Origin of the sequence: Thioclava indica (assembly GCF_000714545.1) — a bacterium.
Lineage (GTDB): Bacteria > Pseudomonadota > Alphaproteobacteria > Rhodobacterales > Rhodobacteraceae > Thioclava > Thioclava indica.
In genome coordinates, this window is sequence record NZ_AUNB01000001.1 from 293,407 (window position 1) to 312,452 (window position 19,046).

The 19,046-nt window shown below is 62.9% G+C and carries 16 protein-coding genes; 14 read left to right on the forward strand and 2 right to left on the reverse strand.

Annotated elements, in window-relative coordinates; translation table 11 throughout:
- The first annotated feature begins 7 nt into the window (after positions 1-7).
- Positions 8-1,852: a SurA N-terminal domain-containing protein gene (locus DT23_RS01455; RefSeq protein ID WP_038127401.1), complete on the forward strand. Its 1,845-nt coding sequence runs from the start codon at positions 8-10 to the stop codon at positions 1,850-1,852.
- A 10-nt stretch (positions 1,853-1,862) separates the two neighbouring features.
- Positions 1,863-3,374: an anthranilate synthase component I gene (trpE, locus tag DT23_RS01460; RefSeq protein ID WP_038127402.1), complete on the forward strand. Its 1,512-nt coding sequence runs from the start codon at positions 1,863-1,865 to the stop codon at positions 3,372-3,374.
- Positions 3,375-3,409: 35 nt separating this feature from the next.
- On the opposite strand, the gene DT23_RS18345 is transcribed toward trpE, so the two are convergent.
- The gene (locus DT23_RS18345) at positions 3,410-5,209 is read right to left on the reverse strand and encodes a divergent polysaccharide deacetylase family protein (protein ID WP_051696962.1); all 1,800 of its coding nucleotides are present in this window, start codon (positions 5,207-5,209) and stop codon (positions 3,410-3,412) included.
- A gap of 196 nt (positions 5,210-5,405) precedes the next feature.
- Between DT23_RS18345 and DT23_RS01470 the strand changes: the two genes are divergently transcribed.
- From DT23_RS01470 to lexA, 6 genes are all read left to right on the forward strand, one after another.
- The gene (locus DT23_RS01470) at positions 5,406-5,999 is read left to right on the forward strand and encodes an anthranilate synthase component II (protein WP_038127404.1); all 594 of its coding nucleotides are present in this window, start codon (positions 5,406-5,408) and stop codon (positions 5,997-5,999) included.
- Entirely contained in the window at positions 5,996-7,018 is a 1,023-nt protein-coding gene (trpD, locus tag DT23_RS01475; protein WP_038127405.1) for an anthranilate phosphoribosyltransferase, read from the forward strand. Before DT23_RS01470 ends, trpD begins: the two co-directional genes overlap by 4 nt.
- Entirely contained in the window at positions 7,015-7,812 is a 798-nt protein-coding gene (gene trpC / locus DT23_RS01480) for an indole-3-glycerol phosphate synthase TrpC (protein WP_038127406.1), read from the forward strand. The genes trpD and trpC overlap by 4 nt, the downstream gene beginning before the upstream one ends.
- Positions 7,809-8,279, forward strand: a complete 471-nt coding sequence (gene moaC / locus DT23_RS01485; protein ID WP_038127409.1) for a cyclic pyranopterin monophosphate synthase MoaC — start codon at positions 7,809-7,811, stop codon at positions 8,277-8,279. Before trpC ends, moaC begins: the two co-directional genes overlap by 4 nt.
- Positions 8,280-8,282: 3 nt before the next feature.
- On the forward strand, positions 8,283-9,467 hold the full coding sequence (locus tag DT23_RS01490) for a molybdopterin molybdotransferase MoeA (RefSeq protein WP_038127410.1): 1,185 nt from the start codon (positions 8,283-8,285) through the stop codon (positions 9,465-9,467).
- A 90-nt stretch (positions 9,468-9,557) separates the two neighbouring features.
- On the forward strand, positions 9,558-10,259 hold the full coding sequence (gene lexA, locus DT23_RS01495; protein ID WP_038127413.1) for a transcriptional repressor LexA: 702 nt from the start codon (positions 9,558-9,560) through the stop codon (positions 10,257-10,259).
- A 121-nt stretch (positions 10,260-10,380) separates the two neighbouring features.
- Here lexA and DT23_RS01500 read toward each other — a convergent pair whose 3' ends face one another.
- Positions 10,381-12,495, reverse strand: coding sequence for a ComEC/Rec2 family competence protein (locus tag DT23_RS01500; RefSeq protein WP_240473515.1), 2,115 nt, complete (start codon positions 12,493-12,495; stop codon positions 10,381-10,383).
- Positions 12,496-12,621: 126 nt separating this feature from the next.
- Between DT23_RS01500 and gltX the strand changes: the two genes are divergently transcribed.
- From gltX to DT23_RS01530, 6 genes are all read left to right on the forward strand, one after another.
- Positions 12,622-14,022 (forward strand): glutamate--tRNA ligase, encoded by a 1,401-nt coding sequence (gltX, locus tag DT23_RS01505; RefSeq protein WP_038127738.1) that lies wholly within the window; start codon positions 12,622-12,624, stop codon positions 14,020-14,022.
- Positions 14,023-14,102: 80 nt separating this feature from the next.
- Positions 14,103-15,398, forward strand: coding sequence for a citrate synthase (gene gltA / locus DT23_RS01510; protein WP_038127415.1), 1,296 nt, complete (start codon positions 14,103-14,105; stop codon positions 15,396-15,398).
- A gap of 201 nt (positions 15,399-15,599) precedes the next feature.
- On the forward strand, positions 15,600-16,262 hold the full coding sequence (locus DT23_RS01515; protein ID WP_038127417.1) for an SDR family NAD(P)-dependent oxidoreductase: 663 nt from the start codon (positions 15,600-15,602) through the stop codon (positions 16,260-16,262).
- 66 nt (positions 16,263-16,328) lie between these two features.
- A complete protein-coding gene (gene surE / locus DT23_RS01520) occupies positions 16,329-17,114 on the forward strand; it encodes a 5'/3'-nucleotidase SurE (RefSeq protein ID WP_038127420.1) in 786 nt (261 codons plus the stop codon).
- The gene (locus DT23_RS01525; protein ID WP_038127423.1) at positions 17,111-17,767 is read left to right on the forward strand and encodes a protein-L-isoaspartate(D-aspartate) O-methyltransferase; all 657 of its coding nucleotides are present in this window, start codon (positions 17,111-17,113) and stop codon (positions 17,765-17,767) included. The genes surE and DT23_RS01525 overlap by 4 nt, the downstream gene beginning before the upstream one ends.
- 62 nt (positions 17,768-17,829) lie before the next feature.
- Positions 17,830-19,035, forward strand: coding sequence for a LysM peptidoglycan-binding domain-containing protein (locus DT23_RS01530; protein WP_051696963.1), 1,206 nt, complete (start codon positions 17,830-17,832; stop codon positions 19,033-19,035).
- Positions 19,036-19,046: the final 11 nt, after the last annotated feature.

Here is a 19,046-nt window from a genome sequence, read left to right on the forward strand (position 1 = left end):
ATAGCCCATGAAGCTGCGCAGTCACGGCAAGAGCGTGGTCGTCTGGATTTTGCTGGGGATGCTGGTGCTGGGGCTTGGCGGCTTCGGTTTCAGCTCGTTCTCGGGCAATGTGAAATCCGTTGGCGCGGTGGGTGAGACGCAAATTCCGGTCACCGAATACGCCCGCGCGCTGCGTCAGGAAATGCAAAGCCGCTCGCAGCAACTGGGCCAGCCGGTGACGATGGCGCAGATGCAGGCGGCGGGTCTGGATCAGCAGGTCTTGGGCCGCCTGATTGGCGAGGCCAGCTTGGGCGAAGCCGCGCGCAGCTTGGGCGTGTCGGTCGGCGATAGCGAGTTGCAAAAGCAGATCATGAATGTGCAGGCGTTCCACAATGCCAGCGGCAAGTTCGACCGTGAGACCTATAAGTTTGCGCTGCGTCAAGAAGGCTATAGCGAGCCGCAATTCGAGACTCAGCTGCGCGGCGACTTGGCCCGTTCGATCATCCAAAGCGCGGTGGGTGGCGGCGTGAAAGCGCCCGAAGCGGTCACCGATGCCTACACGCAATATGTCTCGCAAAAGCGCGGCTTCACTTGGGCCGAGATCACCGAACCCGATCTGGCAACCCCGGTTGCCAAGCCCACAGATGACCAGCTTCAGACCTATTACAAAGACCACATCGCCGATTTCACCGCACCCGAAACGCGCGACATCACCTATGCGTGGCTCACGCCCGAGATGCTCAAAGACAAGGTCAAAATTGACGACGCGACCTTGCAGCAGGAATATCAATCGCGCCTGTCCGAGTTCAAGCAACCCGAAAAGCGGCTGGTTGAACGGCTGGTCTATCCCGATATGAAATCCGCCGAGGCCGCAAAGGCCAAGCTGGATGCGGGCACCGCAAGCTTTGCCGATCTGGCAAAAGAGCGCGGCCTGACCCTGCAAGACGCCGATCTGGGCGACATGACGCAAGACCAGTTGGGCAAGGCGGGCGCTGCGGTGTTCGCGCTCAAATCGCCTGGCGTCGTTGGCCCCATAGACACCGATCTTGGCCCTGCCCTGTTGTCGATGAACGGGATCATCGCGGCGCAGGAAACCTCGTTTGCCGATGCCCGCGAGGAACTTGCAGGCGAGGCCGAAACTGAAAAAGCCCGCCGCGAAATTTCGCAGGAAACCGAAAGCCTGTCGGACAAGCTGGCAGGCGGCGCGACGCTGGAAGACATGGCCAAGGAAACCGATATGGAGCTTGGCCAGATCGAATTCACCGCCGACAGCAAAGACGGCATCGCAGGCTATGACGAGTTCCGCAAAACCGCGCAGTCGGTGACCAAAGACGACTTCCCCGAGCTTGCGAACCTTGCCGATGGCGGCGTCTTTGCGCTGCGCCTGAACAAGATCGTGCCGCCCACGCCGATCCCGTTCGATCAGGTGCGCGACAAGGTGGCCAGCGCTTGGCATGACGCGCAGGCGCTATCCGCCAAGGAAGCGCGCGCCAAAGACGTGCTGGCCGAGATCGCGGGCGGCAAATCGCTGGGTGCGACGGGGCTGTTGACCACAACCGTGCCCTCAATTGCGCGCGGCGGCTATTCCGATGATCTCTCGCCTGCCGTGATCGACAAAGTGTTTGCGACCGATCCCGGCAAGGCGGCGCAGGTCAGCGCGGATGGCAAGGTTTACGTCATCGTCACCGACAAGATCATGGACGCCGATATGAACGACCCCGACACCAAGCTGATTTCGGGCCAGATCGACCAGCAACTGTCGCAATCTCTGGCCAATGACATGCTGAATTTCTACGCCACTGCGGTCGAGGGCGAGACCAAGTTCACGCTTGATAGCCAAGCCGTCACAGCGGTGCAGTCACAGATCCAATAGGAGGCCTCAGGTGGTCGCTCTTTCACCGTCGTTCGAGGAATTCGAGGCCAATTGGGCCAAGGGTCAAAACCAGCTTGTCTATGCGCGTCTTGCGGCAGATCTGGACACGCCGGTGTCGCTCATGCTCAAGCTGGCCGAGGCGCAGCCCAATTCCTTCATGCTGGAATCGGTGACGGGCGGCGAGGTGCGCGGGCGCTATTCCATCGTGGGAATGAAGCCCGATGTGATATGGGAATGTCGCGGCACGCAGGCGCGCATCAACCGCGCTGCGCGCTTTGACGAGGCATGGGAAGACCTGCCCGGCCATCCGTTTGAATCCCTGCGCGCGCTGATCGCCGAAAGCCGCATCGAGATGCCCGAGGGGCTGCCCGCCGCTGCCGCCGGTCTGTTTGGCTATCTCGGCTATGACACGATCCGTTTGGTCGAGCACCTGCCCAACGTGAACCCCGACCCTATCGGCGTGCCTGATGCGATGTTGCTGCGCCCGTCCGTCGTGGCGGTGCTGGATGGGGTGAAGGGCGATGTGATTTTATGCGCGCCTGCGTTTCAGTCCTCGGGTCTGTCGGCGCGCGCGGCCTATGCGCAAGCAGCGGAGCGCGTCTCGGATGCGCTGCGCGATCTGGACCGCGCGCCCAATGAGGGGCGCAATCTGGGCGAGATGCGTCAGGTCGGCGAGATGCGCTCGAACTTCACGCAGGAAAGCTACATGGCCGCCGTCGAGCGCGCCAAGGATTACATCCGCGCGGGCGACATCTTTCAGGTCGTGCCCGCGCAACGCTGGGCCGCCGATTTCCCGCTGCCGCCCTTTGCGCTTTATCGCAGCTTGCGGCGCACCAATCCCTCGCCGTTCATGTTTTTCCTCAATTTCGGCGGCTTCCAGATCGTCGGCGCCTCGCCCGAAATCCTCGTGCGGCTGCGCGAGGGTGAGGTCACGATCCGCCCCATCGCAGGCACCCGCCCGCGCGGGGCCACGCCCGCCGAAGATAAGGCGCTGGAAGAAGACCTGCTGGCGGACAAAAAGGAACTGGCCGAGCATTTGATGCTGCTCGATCTGGGGCGCAACGATGTGGGTCGCGTGGCCAAAATCGGCACCGTCCACCCGACCGAGAAATTCATCATCGAGCGCTATTCCCACGTCATGCATATCGTCTCCAACGTCGTGGGCGAGCTGGCCGATGGTCAGGATGCGCTATCGGCGCTGCTGGCCGGTCTGCCTGCAGGCACGGTCTCCGGCGCGCCGAAAGTGCGCGCGATGGAGATCATCGACGAGCTGGAACCCGAAAAGCGCGGTATCTATGGCGGCGCTGTGGGCTATTTCGCCGCCAATGGCGAGATGGACATGTGCATCGCGCTGCGCACCGCGCTGGTCAAGGATGAGACGCTGTATATCCAGGCCGGAGGCGGTGTTGTCTATGACAGTGATCCGCTGGCCGAATATCAGGAAAGCGTGCATAAATCCAACGCCTTGCGCCGTGCTGCCGAGGATGCAGGGCTGTTCGTGCAGTCACGAAATAACGGCTAGATTGCCTGCGCTACGCGCCGCCCGAAAGCGGCGCGTCAGTTGCCGTCTGTAGCGGGCTTCACGGCTTGCAGCGCCACCGCCGAGACCGGAGCGAGATCGTATTTCGTCGCGGCCTCGGGTGCCCAGTCAGTGAGCGCGCTCACCGTCTCGGGCCAAGCCGACATCATCACCACAATCTTGCCGCTGCGATCCGCCTCAAAGCCGGCGCGCGACAGCATCCGCTCGATCACCGGGGCTTTTTCACGCGCATCATCCAGCACCCGCCAGACCTTTGCGCGCGGCAAATCCACCGTGGACGCGATTTGATTGGCGCTATCAAAGCCACGGTCCTGCGTCACCAGCCCCATCCCTTCGCGCCCCAGCGTCGACACCATCTGGCGCGCCAGATTGCGAGTGTTCTGGAAAACGGGCTTGGGGCGCTCAACCACCGCCACCGCTTCGGGGATCACCTGACGCCACGCCTCAAGCGCGACCTCAAGGTCTTCGGGCGTGGCATCGGGGGGCAAATCTGCCGCCAGGATGGCAACCTCATGCCCTGCCGCGCGCAAGGTTTGCGCATCTTGCGCCGCATCGGGCCGGGTGGGATCAATCGCGATGGTGACGGGAAAATCAAGCGCGGTAATCGTATCGACATCCAGCCCGCCTGCTGCCTCACCCGGATCAATCAACACCACGGAATACAGCGATTTGGCATCGTCATGCGTGAAGGGCAGCGCGTACTGCTCAATCGGCGGCAAATCAGAGTTATCGGCGGCAGGCGTTTGATCCGCGCCATCGCCGGTTTCATCGGCGGGCGTGGCATCAGGGACCGCCTCGCTCGCTGCGCCAATCTGGGGGAGGCGATCCACAACCACATTTGGCGCATTGCGAAAGCCCTGAATCGGCTGGCCCGGCAAGCGGCGCGGCTCATCGCCCAAAGTGATGACGCGCGGTTTCTTTGGCGCGCCGTTTTCGGGCCCAGCTCCATCCATTCCCGACCGGGGCATCGTATGTGGTTGCCCTTCGGGGTCGGGCATCTCGGTTCCGCCAACCTTCGGCACTGGCGGCGCGCTCGGCATGGAGTGCGGCATTTCGGCTTGCGTCACATCGGGCAGCGCAGGCAGCGCGGGCTTTACCACACCCATCGCCTGCACATCGGGCAGTTCCGGCATGCTTGAGGGCTTGTTCATCCCCGAGCCAGCGCCTTGCACCCGTGCAGGTTCGCTGTTTTGCGCCCCGTCACCCAAGGGAGTGGGCACGACTGTTGGCGGGGCATCGCTGCCCGGCAACGGTTGAGGCATCGGCACAGTCGAGGTCACATCAAGGTCCGCCATCGCGACCTGAGCATCCGTTCCCGGCATCGCCTCGTTTGCACCAAGCGCAGGGGTCTGCACCTCGCCGGGCGGCGGCACGGGGATCGGCTGCTCGGGCGCGGGCGCTTGGGCCAATGCCTCGGCGGTTGGCGGCTCTTGGGGCTGCTGCTCGGGGGCTTTTGGGTCGGCCAGCGGGCGCATGCCCGGATCGGTGCCTGCGACCGTCATATCCGCCTGATCGCTATCGGACTGGCTGACAGGGGCGCGCGGCGCGGAACTGGGCGCACTCAGCGGCGCGCCTGCCGGATTGGGCATATCGGGCACCCGGTCAGACGGGCCACGCGCAAAATCCGACCCCGCAGGCACATCGACAGGGCTGGCGGCGGGGGCTACATCTTGCGCCGCTTGCTGGCTTGGCGCGTTGGAACTTGCCGGCATGGTTTGGGCGGACTTGGGCAAGGGCGTCATGACCGAAGCCGCACCCAAAGCGAGCACGCTCACCCCGGTTCCCAGCGCCATACCTTTAAGCACCGATGCCATCATCTGCCTGCCTCCACTGCCCCACGCGCGTCGTTTTGCGCGCTCTTCATATCGCGCGAGGCCTTGACCCTACCCCGCTGCTAATTGCATCTATAGCCCGACCCGTTCCCCGGTTCACCCCTCTTTTGATGTCAGGCGCAAATTTGCGTCCATCTTTTCAAGGGCAAGCCACGGGACATAAAAAACGAGAGGCCCGGCCATGCTGCTGCTCATCGATAATTATGACAGCTTCACCTATAATCTGGTGCATTATTTTGGCGAGTTGGGCGCAGATGTGCAGGTCTGGCGCAATGATGCGCTCGATGTCGGGCAGGCGATGGGCATGGGGGCGCAGGCGATCATCCTGTCGCCCGGCCCCTGCGATCCTGCGCAAGCCGGGATTTGCCTGCCGTTGACGCTGGCTGCGGCATCGGCGGGTCTGCCGCTGCTGGGCGTGTGTCTGGGCCATCAGGCGATTGGTGAGGCGTTTGGCGGCAAGGTCGTTCGCCATAGCGAGATCGTGCATGGCAAGATGGGCGAGATCCTGCATCACGGCAAAGGCGTGTTTGCGGGCCTGCCCTCGCCGCTGCTGGCGACGCGCTATCATTCGCTGGTGGTCGATCGCGAGAGCCTGCCCGAGTGTCTGGAAATTACCGCCGAACTGGCCGATGGCACGATCATGGGGCTGCGCCACCGCGACAAGCTCATTGAGGGCGTGCAGTTCCACCCCGAATCCATCGCCTCGCAACACGGCCATGCGATGTTGAAGAATTTCCTGACAGAGGCAGGCGTTGACCTGAAGGTGCCCGCATGAGCGACGCGATGAAACCGTTAATTTTCGCAGCTTCCGAGGGTCCGCTCAGCCGTGCACAGGCCGAAGCCGCGTTTGAAATCTTGTTCAACGGCGAGGCCACCCAAGCCCAAATCGGTGGCCTCTTAATGGCGATGCGGGCGCGCGGGGAATCGGTATCCGAATACGCCGCCGCCGCCGCCGCGATGCGCGCCAAATGCGTGCCCGTCACCGCGCCCGAAGGTGCAATCGATATCGTGGGCACGGGCGGCGACGGGATGCACACGCTCAACATCTCGACGGCCGCCGCCTTTGTCGTGGCAGGCGCGGGGGTTCCGGTGGCCAAACATGGCAACCGCGCGGCCAGTTCGCGGTCAGGCACAGCGGATGTCCAAAGCGAATTGGGTATTGACGTGATGGCGGGGCCGAAGGCTACCGAGCGCGGTTTGGCCGAGGCAAATATCGGCTTCATGATGGCGCAAATCCATCATCCGGCGATGAAACATGTGATGCCCGTGCGCCTCGAACTGGGCTGCAAGACGATCTTCAACATCCTCGGGCCGCTGACCAACCCCGCAGGCGTCAAGCGTCAGTTGACCGGCGCCTTCGCGCCCGATCTGATCTGGCCGATGGCCGAGACCTTGCAGATGCTGGGCAGCGAAAAAGCGTGGCTGGTGCATGGTTCGGACGGCACAGATGAGATCACGATCACCGGCACGACCGAGGTGGCCGCGCTGGAAAACGGCAAGGTGACGGGCCTCACGATCCACCCCGAGGATGCGGGCCTGCCGGTGCATCCGTTCCGCGACTTGCTGGGCGGCACCCCGGCCGAAAATGCGACTGCTTTGCGCGCGGTCATGGCGGGAGAGCCGTCGGCCTATCGCGATGCGGTGATCCTGAATGCGGCCGCCGCGCTGGTGGTTGCTGACAAGGTCAGCGATCTGAAATCGGGCGCGGAACTGGCCGCCGAAAGCATCGATTCCGGGCGTGCCAAGACCGCGTTGGAAACACTGGCGCGGATCACGCAAGAGGTGCGTGCATGAGCACGATTCTGGACAAGATCAAAGCCTATAAGCTGGACGAAATCGCCGTTGCCAAAGCCACCCGCCCGATTGCCGAGATTGAGGACGAGGCGCGCGCTCAAGCCCCCACGCGCGGTTTTGCCAACGCGCTGAGCGCCAAGGCAAAAAACGGCTACGGGCTGATCGCGGAGATCAAGAAAGCCTCACCCTCCAAGGGTTTGATCCGCCCCGATTTCGACCCGCCCGCATTGGCGCAAGCCTATGAGGCGGGCGGCGCGGCCTGCCTGTCGGTGCTGACCGATACGCCCTCTTTCCAAGGCGCGCCGGAGTTCCTCAAAGCCGCCCGCGCTGCCTGCGCCCTGCCCGCTTTGCGCAAGGATTTCCTTTACGACACCTATCAGGTTGCCGAGGCGCGCGCTTGGGGGGCCGATTGTATCCTGATCATCATGGCCTCGGTCGAGGATGCGCTGGCGGTCGAGCTGGAAGATGCGGCGATGGGCTGGGGGATGGATGTTCTGATCGAGGTGCATGACGCCGATGAACTGGAGCGCGCCCTTAAACATCTGAAATCGCCGCTTCTGGGCGTGAACAACCGTAATCTCAAAACCTTCGAGGTCACGCTGGATGTGACCCGCCAACTCGCCCCTGAAATCCTGAATGCCGGGCGCGATCTGGTCTGCGAAAGTGGCATTTTCACCCGCGACGACCTCGCCGCGATGGCGCAAGTCGGCGCGCGCCGCTTCCTGATCGGCGAAAGCCTGATGCGCCAAGACGATGTGGCCAGCGCCACGCGCAACTTGCTGGAGGTCGCATGAGCCTGAGCCATTTCGACGAGGCCGGGCAGGCCCACATGGTGGACGTGTCGGATAAAGAGGTAACCGACCGCATCGCCGTGGCTGAGGGCTGCGTGAAGATGCGCCCCGAAACGCTTGATTACGTTCTCAAAGGCAGCGCGAAAAAGGGTGACGTGCTGGGGATTTCGCGGATCGCGGGGATCATAGCGGCCAAGAAAACCGCCGATCTGATCCCGCTGTGTCATCCGCTGCCGATCACCAAAGTCACGCTCGAGCTGACGCCAGATACCGACCTGCCAGGCGTGCGAATTGTTGCCACGGTCAAGACCTCGGGGCAGACCGGCGTCGAGATGGAGGCGCTTACGGCCGTCTCGGTCGCGGCGCTGACCGTCTATGACATGCTCAAGGCGGTGGAAAAATCGATGACCATCGAAGGCATTCGCGTGGTGCTGAAAGATGGCGGAAAATCCGGACGATACGAGGCGTAGCTTATGCTGTCAGTCGAAGAAGCGCTGGACAAGGTTCTGGCATTGGTCGCCCCGCTTGGGTGCGAAACCGTGGCGTTGCGCGACGCACTTGGGCGGGTGATGGCCGCGCCTGCGACCGCGCAGCTGACCCAACCGCCGTTCTCGGCCTCGGCGATGGATGGCTACTGGATTGCGGCCCCCGATCATCGCCCCGGCGCGCGCCTGCGGGTTGAGGGCGAAGCCGCCGCCGGGCGCGCCTATCATGGCCCGCTGTCCCCCGGTCAAGCCGTGCGCATCTTTACCGGTGCGCCCGTGCCCGGCCCTGATGGCGTCGTCGTGCTGCAAGAACATGTCACGCGCGAGGATAACACAATCACGCTGGCGCAAGAGCTTGAAACCCATGGCAACATCCGCCCCGAAGGGCAGGATTTCAAACGCGGCGACAGCTTTTACCCCAAACGCCCGCTGAGTGCGCGCGATCTGGGGCTGCTGGCCTCGATGAACGTGGCGGAACTCAGCGTCTATCGCCGCCCCGAAGTCGCGGTGATCGCGACGGGCGACGAGCTGGTGATGCCCGGCGAAACGCCCGGCCCCGATCAGATCATCTGCTCGAACAGTTTTATCGTGACCGCCTTGGCCGAGTCTGCCGGCGCGCGCGTGCGTCTTTTGCCGATCGCGCGCGATGATCGCGACTCTCTGCGCGCGGCATTTGATCTCGCAAAGGGGGCAGATCTGGTGGTGACCTCGGGCGGGGCCTCGGTCGGGGCACATGATCTGGTGGGCGAGGTCGCAGGCGAACTGGGGCTTGAGCGCGCGTTTTGGAAGATCGCGATGCGTCCGGGCAAGCCGCTGATGGCAGGCAAGATGGGCGATGCGGCGATGCTGGGCCTGCCGGGAAATCCGGTGTCGGCCACCGTCTGCGCCGAGCTGTTCCTGCGCCCGATGCTGGCGAAATTGCAAGGGCTCGACCCTGCCCCGCGCATCGAACCTGCCGAGCTGGCCGTCGATGTCGCCCCCACCGGCGCGCGCACCCATTACATGCGCGCCACGCTAGGCCCCGGCGATCCGCTGCCCCGCGTGACGCCCTTTGCGGCGCAGGATTCCTCGCTTTTGGGGGTGCTGGCCACCGCCGATTGCCTGCTGATCCGGCCCAAAGATGATGGCGCGCGTCAGGCCGGTGAGCGCGTGAATATCCTGCGTCTTGATTAAACGCGCTTTGGGAACAGCGTTGACAATGCGCAAGAACGAGGCTAGAACATAACCCGAACGCCTGACGAAAGTCACGACGGAGGGATACGAATGCTGACGCGCAAACAGTTGGAACTGCTTGAATTTATCCAGAAACGGATGACCCGTGATGGGGTTCCGCCTTCGTTCGACGAGATGAAAGACGCGCTGGATTTGCGTTCGAAATCGGGCATTCACCGTTTGATCACGGCGCTGGAAGAACGCGGATTTATCCGGCGTTTGGCCCATCGTGCGCGGGCGATTGAAATCGTGAAACTGCCCGAAGCGCTGGAAAAGAAACTCGGCGCGCCGTCCGGATTTAGCCCCAAGGTGATTGAGGGGGATAAGGTCGATCCGCCGCGCGGGGCGATGCCGATTGAGGCGGTGCATGCGCTGGAATTGCCCGTCATGGGCCGGATTGCCGCCGGTGTCCCGATTGAGGCTATCTCGGAAGTCTCCCATCACGTGGCCGTTCCCGGTACTATGGTGTCGGGGCGCGGTGATCACTACGCGCTGGAGGTCAAGGGCGATTCGATGATCGAGGCCGGCATCAACGATGGCGATATCGTGGTGATCCGCGAGACCGGCACGGCAGAGAATGGCGATATCGTGGTCGCGCTGGTTGAGGGTCACGAGGCGACGCTGAAACGGTTCTATCGCCGCAATGGCATGATCGCGCTCGAGGCCGCCAACCCCGCCTATGAAACGCGCCTGCTGCGCGACGATCAGGTCAAGGTTCAAGGGCGACTTGTCGGGCTGATCCGTAGCTACTGACTTACAGATATACGCTATGTAGGGGCGCCTTTCGGGGCGTCCTTTTTGTATGTCGCGGTCTTTGATCGGGGTCGCGCTTGTGGAGGATGCAGCGCGATGAGTATTTTTGGCTAGATGAAAGCTAAGGGGTCCACAATCGCGCGCCGGGGCGGGTTTGATCCACCAGCTCGCCTTCCCGGGTCAGCGCCACGGCACCAGTGCGTTTCAGGCGCGTCTGATCCCAGAGATCGCAGCCGGGGGGCGCGGTTTTTACCCGTGCGTTGATCACAATCAGCGCATTGTCGTGGCACAGCGCCGCGAGATTGAATTGCGCGCTCTTTCCGCTTAAGTGGATCAGCTTGCGCCCCGTAATTTCTGCCACGCGCGCAGAGTTCGGCCCGGCAAAGCCTGCGCGTTTCGCGCCTTTTTGCGGGCTGGCCATATCGCCATCGGCCTCAAGCCAGCGCGCCCCGACGAACTTCGCGGCGGATTTCGACAGGGCCCGACCTTGCGGGGTCATGAGCCCGACCAGCTCTCCCTCGGGCGCGATGAGAATCGCGGGGCGGCGGGCGGGCGCGTTGAGCCAGAAAAAGACGCTTAGCCCCATCAGCAGGATCGCCAAGCTGCGCCCTGCCCCGCGTGCCAAGACTGCGCCTAGTGCGCCGAGCACCAGCAGCGGAATGACCCAAGGGCCGGGATCGACGACGGGCACCACCGCCCCTTCAATCGTCGCGAAATACTGCGCCACGGCAAGTATCCAGCGCGTGCCTAGCCCCATCACCCAAAGCGCGGGCGCGGATAGCCCGACAAGCGCCAAAATCGCAGCGATCACCCCGGCTGGCATCACCACCATCCCCATCGCAGGCACCGCCAGAAGATTGGCGAAGACGCCATATTCCGACACGCGATGGAATTGCGCGGCCACGATGGGCGCGGTCGCCGCCCCCGCGATCACCGAGGTTGCGATCAGCATCGCCAGCGGGCGCAACAGGCGCGGGATACGGCGCGCGACTTTTGCCCAAGGGCCAAGCGCGACGATCAGCGCGGTCGTGGCGGCAAATGACATCTGAAAGCCCGGCGCAATCAGGCTTTCGGGCCGCCAGATCAGCAAAAGGGTCGCGGCCAGCGCCACCGTGCGCAGGCTAAGCGCGCGCCGGTCAATCAGCACCGCCAGCAACATCACCGTCACCATGATCCACGCACGTTGCGTCGACACGGCCGCACCCGACAGCCACAGATATCCGGTGGCGGCCAGCAGCGCGACGATTGCGGCGATCTTTTTGACCGGCCAGACCAGTGCGCGCTTGCCCCAAAGCGCCAGCCCATAGCGCACCAGCGCAAAGACAAACCCCGCCAGCAGCCCCATGTGCAGCCCCGAAATCGCGATCAGATGCGCGAGGTTGGAGCGGCGCATATCCTCGCGCGTGGCCTCGCTGAGGCCCGAGCGATCGCCCGTCAGAATTGCCGCCGCCATCGCGCCCGGCTGACCCGAAATGCGCGCCTGAATCGCTTGCGACAGTGCCCGACGGGCACGATGCGCGCTGAGGCCCAGATCGCGTTTTGCGGGCGGGGCAAAGCGCATCACCGGCACGCTGGTATAGCCAATCGCGCCCAGCCCGTTAAACCACGCGGCGCGACCAAAGTCATAGGCATCCGGCGCGGCGGGCGGCGGCGGGGGCATCAGATGCGCGGTGGTCATCACGAAGCTTCCGGGCGGGGGAACGTCAGAATCGTCCATATCGCCCAGCGCAATGCGTACGCGTTTGGGCTGAATGCGCGCGTCGATGCGCACCTGATCAAGCGTGATGCGCAACTTGTCCGAGGCCGCGCGATCAATGCCGATCACGCGACCCTCGACGGGGCCGTAGTAGCGATAGCTAAGAACCGGAGCCGCCACCGCATGCGCGCGCCAGCCCGCCAGCACAAAGCCCGCACAGGCCAGCACAAGGATAGCGGCGGGAAACCGCGCCCATTCCACACCGCGCAGCCAGACCCACAACGCCAGCAGCCCCGCCATCCCGACACAGGCATAAAGTGGCACGCTCGGTTCAGAGCGAGCAGAAAAATACGCGCCGATGCCCAAAGACAAAGCGACGGGCATCCAGAGAAACAGCTTCGCCCTTGCCCGCGTCAGAGCCAGCGCGGGGGTTTCCAACCCGGCGAAAACCGCATACCACAACGCGCCCAGAACGCGATGCGCGCGCGGCCCCAGTGGTGCCCCTTCACGCGGGCGCGATCCGATCCCTTGCCAAGCCACGCTTGTCTTGCGCCCCGTCCCTGCTTATGCATCCAATCGAGAAAGCCTAAGCGCTTTATGGTTTCCAAAAGATTAACGCGCGCCCAGATCCGCGCGGTAGAAAGGCCCCAGATGTCGCAGCAGCCCGTGACCAAGCAAATCGTCACCCGTTTCGCCCCCTCGCCCACCGGCTATCTGCATATCGGCGGCGCGCGCACGGCCTTGTTCAACTGGCTCTTTGCGCGCGGCCATGGCGGGAAGTTCCTGCTACGCATCGAGGATACCGATCGCGAGCGTTCGACGCCCGAAGCAACGGCTGCGATTCTGCAGGGGCTCAATTGGCTGGGGCTGGATTACGACGGCGAGGTGGTCAGCCAAGCCGCCGGCGTTGCGCGCCATGCCGAGGTCGCCCATGAGATGCTTGCCTCTGGGCGCGCCTATAAGTGCTTTGCCAGCCAGGAAGAAATCGCCGCGTTTCGCGAGGCGGCGCGCGCCGAGGGCAAATCCACGCTGTTTCAAAGCCCGTGGCGCGATGCTGATCCCTCAACCTACCCCGATGCGCCCTTCGTGATCCGCCTCAAGGCCCCGCGTGAGGGTGCGACGGTGATCAAGGATGCCGTGCAAGGCGATGTCACGATCCGCAATGATCAGCTTGATGACATGATTTGTTTACGATCCGATGGGACACCCACCTACATGCTGGCGGTTGTCGTGGATGATCATGATATGGGCGTAACGCATGTCATCCGCGGCGATGACCACCTGACCAATGCCGCGCGCCAAATTCAGGTGTATCAGGCGATGGGCTGGGACGTGCCCGTGTTCGCCCATATTCCGCTTATTCACGGCCCCGATGGCAAGAAGCTGTCCAAGCGCCACGGCGCGGTCGGGCTAGAGCAATATCAGGCGATGGGCTATCCGGCTTCGGGCATGCGCAACTACCTCGCGCGGCTGGGTTGGAGCCATGGCGATGACGAGTTTTTCAGCGACGCGCAGGCTAAGGAGTGGTTTGACCTGGATGGGATCGGCAAGTCGCCCTCACGGCTCGATTTCAAGAAGCTCGAGAATATCTGCGGTCAACATATTGCGATCACTGAAGATGCCCAATTACTGGGCGAAATCGAAAGTTATCTCGCAGCCGCAGAAAAAAAATCTCTCGACGCAACGCAACGTGAAGCTCTTATCGCTGCGCTGCCCGTCGTAAAAGGCAGCGCGAAAATCCTGCCGCAACTTCTTGAAAAGGCTCATTTTGCGCTGACATTCCGGCCAATCGAGGTCGAGGAGAAAACCGCGAAGGCGCTTGATGATGTATCCCGTGGTATACTGAAAGAATTGACCTTAGTGCTGCAACGCGCTAATTGGACGCGGGAAGAACTGGAGGCAGCCGTTGGAGAAGTCGCCAGCGCTCATGGGCTTGGACTTGGAAAGGTTGCAGCCCCGATGCGCGCAGCCCTTGCCGGACGCGCCGCCACCCCCAGCGTTTTCGAGATGATGCTTGTTCTTGGCCAAGAGGAAACCTTGGCGAGACTGAGCGACAAGGCGGCCTGAGGCCTGGCCGCCCTTTCCGGGACCGACCCCGGACGTCACCAACCGGCGCGGCCCAGCCGGACGATTGAAAGGGAATATTCATGGCTGAGACCTCCAAGACCGCCACGCTGACGCTTGATGGCAAAACCTATGAGCTGCCGGTGCTTTCACCCTCTGCCGGCCCCGACGTGGTCGACATTCGCAAGCTGTATGCACAGGCTGACGTGTTCACCTATGATCCCGGCTTTACCTCGACGGCATCTTGCGAAAGCTCGATCACCTTTATTGACGGTGACAAGGGCGAGCTGTTGTATCGCGGCTACCCGATTGATCAGCTGGCCAACGATTCGCATTATCTTGAAGTTTGCTACCTGCTTCTGAACGGCGAATTGCCCAATAAAACCGAGCTGGAAGATTTCGAATACCGCATCACGCGCCACACGATGGTGCATGAACAGATGCACAACTTCTTCCGCGGGTTCCGTCGTGACAGCCACCCGATGGCGACGATGGTGGGCGTGGTTGGCGCGATGTCGGCGTTTTACCATGACAGCCTTGATATCAACGATCCGTGGCAGCGCGAAGTGGCCTCGATGCGCCTGATCGCGAAACTACCGACGATTGCCGCGATGGCGTATAAGTATTCGATCGGTCAGCCGTTTGTGTATCCGCGCAATGATCTGGGCTATGCCGAGAACTTCCTCAACATGTGTTTTTCGGTCCCTGCCGAGCCCTACAAGGTTGAGCCCGCACTGGCCAAAGCGATGGACCGGATCTTTACGCTGCATGCCGATCACGAGCAGAACGCCTCGACCTCGACCGTGCGTCTGGCCGGGTCGTCGGGCGCCAACCCGTTCGCCTGTATCGCAGCCGGTATCGCCTGTCTTTGGGGCCCCGCACATGGTGGCGCAAACCAGGCTTGTCTTGAAATGCTGCGCGAGATCGGCACCGTGGATCAGATCCCGGAATATATTGCGCGCGCCAAGGACAAGAACGACCCCTTCCGTCTGATGGGCTTTGGGCACCGCGTTTACAAAAACTTCGATCCGCGCGCCAAGGTGATGAAAGAAAGCGCCGATGAGGTGCTGGACCTGCTGGGCGTGCACGATAACGAGACGCTTCAGGTCGCTAAAGAACTGGAACGTATCGCGCTGGAAGACCCCTATTTCGTTGAGAAAAAGCTCTATCCCAACGTCGATTTCTACTCGGGGATCATCCTTGAGGCGATGGGCTTCCCGACCTCGATGTTCACCCCGATCTTCGCGCTCTCGCGCACCGTGGGCTGGATCTCGCAGTGGAAAGAGATGATTGAGGATCCGACCAACAAAATCGGTCGCCCGCGTCAGCTTTATACCGGCGCGACGAAGCGCGATTATGTGGATGTGACCAAGCGCTAAGACGCTGTGAGAGAATTTTACGGGCCGGGGGAAAACCTTCGGCCCGTTTTGCATTTTGACATCAAGAAGGGGGCGCTGCCCCCCGGCCTGCGGCCTCCCCCCGGGATATTTCGATCAAGAGGAAGATGGGGCCGCGCGATTGCGTCGCAGCCCTTAGTGCGCTCTTGCAAGGGCGCGCGCGCGGTGGCAAAGACTGCCCCTATGAGCACCGATCCGACCCAAGATAAAAAACTCGCCCTGATCACCGGCGCCTCGCGCGGCTTGGGGGCGGCATTGGCCGAGGCGCTGGCAGCGGATGGCTATCATATCATGGCCGTGGCGCGCACATCCGGCGCGCTTGAAGAATTGGATGACCGGGTGCAGGCGCTTGGCGGCACCGCTTCGCTGGGGCCGCTCGATGTCAGCGATCCCGATCAAATGGCGCATCTGGCGGGGTCGCTGGGGGCGCGTTGGGGCGGGGTCGATCTTTGGGCGCATTGCGCGATCCACGCAGCGCCGCTGTCGCCGACGGCCCATATCGACGCCAAGGAACTGGCAACATCGACCGCCGTCAACCTGACCGCGACGGCGCAGTTAATCGGGCTGATCGAGCCGCTTTTGCTGGCGCGCAAGGGCACGGCGCTGTTTTTCGACGACGACCGCGCGGGGCAAAAATTCTTTGGGATTTACGGCGCAACGAAAGCTGCACAAATGGCGCTGGTGCGCAGTTGGCAGGCTGAAACGACCAAACTCGGGCCGCGTGTGGTGATCGCACAGCCTGCCCCGATGGCGACAGCGTTGCGCGGGCGTTTCTTCCCCGGCGAGGATCGCGACAAGCTGGCAGATCGCCACGCCGAGGCGCGCCGGATTCTGGACGCGCTTTAAGCCCCGCTTTACCCCGCAGCCCGCCCGCGTTAAGCAGGGCAGACAGCCAGCATTTTCGGGGGCAATATGCGCATTCTCATCACCAATGACGACGGGATCGAGGCACCCGGGCTGAAGGTTCTCACCGAAATCGCCACCGAGGTCGCAGGCCCCGACGGCGAGGTCTGGACCGTCGCGCCCGCCTTTGAGCAATCGGGCGTGGGCCATTGCATTTCCTACACCCGCCCGATGATGATTTCCAAACTCGCAGAGCGGCGTTACGCGACCGAGGGAAGCCCCGCCGATTGTGTGCTGGCCGGGCTTTATGACGTGCTAGAGGGGCAGCGCCCCGATCTGGTGCTCTCTGGCGTGAACCGGGGCAATAATTCGGCCGATAATGCCCTGTATTCCGGCACGTTAGGCGGCGCGATGGAGGCCGCCTTGCAAGGCGTGCCCGCGATTGCGCTGTCGCAATTTCTGGGCCCGCTGGTGTTTGACGCCCCCGACATGTTCGAAGCCGCACGCGTGCATGGCGCGGCGCTGGTGCGCAGGCTGTGGGAGAATGGCGTCTGGGACGATGGCGATTACCGCGTGTTTTACAACGTGAACTTTCCGCCCGTGCTGGCCGCTGACGTCAAGGGCCACAAGGTCGTCGCGCAGGGCTTTCGCAAGGATTGCTATTTCGGCGTCGAACCCCATCACGCGCCCTCGGGGCGTCGGTTCCTTTGGGTCAAGGGTGGCCCGCAACACACCCCCACCGCGCCGGGCACCGATGCGGCAGTCAATCTGGACGGCTATATCTCGGTCACGCCGATGCGCGCCGATCTGACCGCCCATGACGTGCTGAGCGATCTTGAGGCACGTCTGGGATGAGCAAAGAGGCGCAAGAGAATCTCGCCGAGCGCAAGATGCGGTTTCTCTTTGCGCTGCGCTCCAAGGGCGTCACCGATGCGCGCACGTTGAACGCGATGGAGGCCATCGACCGGGGCCGCTTTGTACGCGGCTTGTTTTCTGAACGCGCCTACGAGGACATGCCGCTGCCGATTGCCTGCGGGCAAACGATCAGCCAGCCCTCGGTTGTGGGGCTGATGACGCAGGCGCTGAAAGTCGGGTCGCGCGATACCGTTTTGGAAATCGGCACCGGGTCGGGCTATCAGGCCGCCGTGCTGAGCCAACTTGCGCGGCGCGTCTACACGGTGGATCGCCATCGCCGCCTCGCGCGCGATTCCGAGGCGCTGTTTGCTGCGCTCTCGATCCCCAATATCGTGACGATTGCGGGCGATGGCTCGCGCGGGTTACCCGATCAGGCCCCCTTCGATAGAATACTCGTGACCGCCGCCGCCGAAGACCCGCCCGGCCCCCTATTGGCGCAGCTCAAGATCGGCGGTATCATGGTTTTGCCCGTGGGTCAGTCTGACACGGTGCAAAGCCTGATCCGGGTGCAGCGCCTTGAGAGCGGGTTTGACTACGAAGAATTGCGCCCGGTGCGCTTTGTTCCTTTGGTAGAAGGCATGGCGAGTGATTGACGGGCAGGAAGATAGATATGAAAAGGGCCCCCAGAGGCCCGGCAAACAGTGAGGACGAGCGGATGTCATTGAAAAACTCCCGGCTGCGGCTGATCCTTGTGGCAGGTGTTGCGGCAGGCACGCTGGCGGCGTGCGATCAGCAAGGCTTCGATATGGACCTGCGCCGCTTTGGGTCGGGAGGGCTGGACACCACCGACGCCGCCCGTCAGGCCGTGCAGGATCGTCCGCGCCCCGACAGCCGCGGCATCATCACCTATCCCAATTATCAGGTAGTCGTGGCCAATCGCGGCGACACAGTGACCTCGGTTGCCCAGCGTATCGGCACCGATCCCGGCGCGCTGGCACGCTATAACGCGGTGGCCCCCAATGCGGTGCTGAACGCGGGCGAAGTTCTGGCGCTGCCCAGCAAGGTCGCCGGCGGCAATACGGCCGATGGCGCAACCGGCGTGGGCACCAATCCCAGCGCACTGACTGCCGAGACGATTGACATCACCTCGCTGGCCTCTAACGCGATCGACAAATCGCAAACCGGTCAAAACGCGCGCCCCGCTGCGCCCGCACCCGTGACCGCCACAAGCCCCGAGCCGACCCGCCACAAGGTCGCGCGCGGCGAGACCGCCTACTCAATCGCGCGCTATTACAACGTGCCGGTCAAGGCGCTGGCACAATGGAACGGGCTGCCCAATGATCTTAGCGTGCGCGAGGGTCAGGTTCTGCTGATCCCGGTCGCCTCAAGCCGCCAGCCGGCCAAGGTGGAAACCGCAAGCACGACCACCGTTCCCGGCACTGGCTCACCCACTCCGGTTCCGCCCTCGGCCGCAGAACCGTTGCCCAAGACCGTGCCGCCCAAAGCCTCGGCCCCGGTAGATAAATCCAGCGTCCCCGATATGAGCAAAGAGCGCACGGCCGCCTCGAGCAGTACCAAGATGACGATGCCGGTGTCAGGTGCGATCATTCGCCCGTTCAAGAAGGGCAAAAATGACGGGATCGATATTTCCGCAAGCCCCGGCACGGCTGTCAAAGCCGCCGAGGCAGGCACCGTTCTGCTAATCTCGCAAGACACTGATGACGTGTCGTTCCTCGCGCTCAAACATGCCGACAACCTTGTCACGGTCTATTACAACGTGACCGGCCTGAGCGTGAAAAAAGGCGCAAGCGTCAAGCGTGGCCAGACAATCGCCAAGGTCGCGCCGGGCGATCCGGGCTATCTGCATTTCGAGGTGCGCAAGGGGATCGAGTCTATCGACCCGATGCCGTATCTGAACTGACGGAAGGGGGC

Coding starts and splice junctions, on each gene's coding strand:
- DT23_RS01455 (WP_038127401.1), top strand. CDS start 8: ATGAAGCTGCGCAGTCACGGCAAGAGCGTGGTCGTCTGGATTTTGCTG.
- DT23_RS18345 (WP_051696962.1), bottom strand. CDS start 5,209: ATGATGGCATCGGTGCTTAAAGGTATGGCGCTGGGAACCGGGGTGAGC.
- DT23_RS01470 (WP_038127404.1), top strand. CDS start 5,406: ATGCTGCTGCTCATCGATAATTATGACAGCTTCACCTATAATCTGGTG.
- trpD (WP_038127405.1), top strand. CDS start 5,996: ATGAGCGACGCGATGAAACCGTTAATTTTCGCAGCTTCCGAGGGTCCG.
- trpC (WP_038127406.1), top strand. CDS start 7,015: ATGAGCACGATTCTGGACAAGATCAAAGCCTATAAGCTGGACGAAATC.
- moaC (WP_038127409.1), top strand. CDS start 7,809: ATGAGCCTGAGCCATTTCGACGAGGCCGGGCAGGCCCACATGGTGGAC.
- DT23_RS01490 (WP_038127410.1), top strand. CDS start 8,283: ATGCTGTCAGTCGAAGAAGCGCTGGACAAGGTTCTGGCATTGGTCGCC.
- lexA (WP_038127413.1), top strand. CDS start 9,558: ATGCTGACGCGCAAACAGTTGGAACTGCTTGAATTTATCCAGAAACGG.
- gltA (WP_038127415.1), top strand. CDS start 14,103: ATGGCTGAGACCTCCAAGACCGCCACGCTGACGCTTGATGGCAAAACC.
- DT23_RS01515 (WP_038127417.1), top strand. CDS start 15,600: ATGAGCACCGATCCGACCCAAGATAAAAAACTCGCCCTGATCACCGGC.
- surE (WP_038127420.1), top strand. CDS start 16,329: ATGCGCATTCTCATCACCAATGACGACGGGATCGAGGCACCCGGGCTG.
- DT23_RS01525 (WP_038127423.1), top strand. CDS start 17,111: ATGAGCAAAGAGGCGCAAGAGAATCTCGCCGAGCGCAAGATGCGGTTT.
- DT23_RS01530 (WP_051696963.1), top strand. CDS start 17,830: ATGTCATTGAAAAACTCCCGGCTGCGGCTGATCCTTGTGGCAGGTGTT.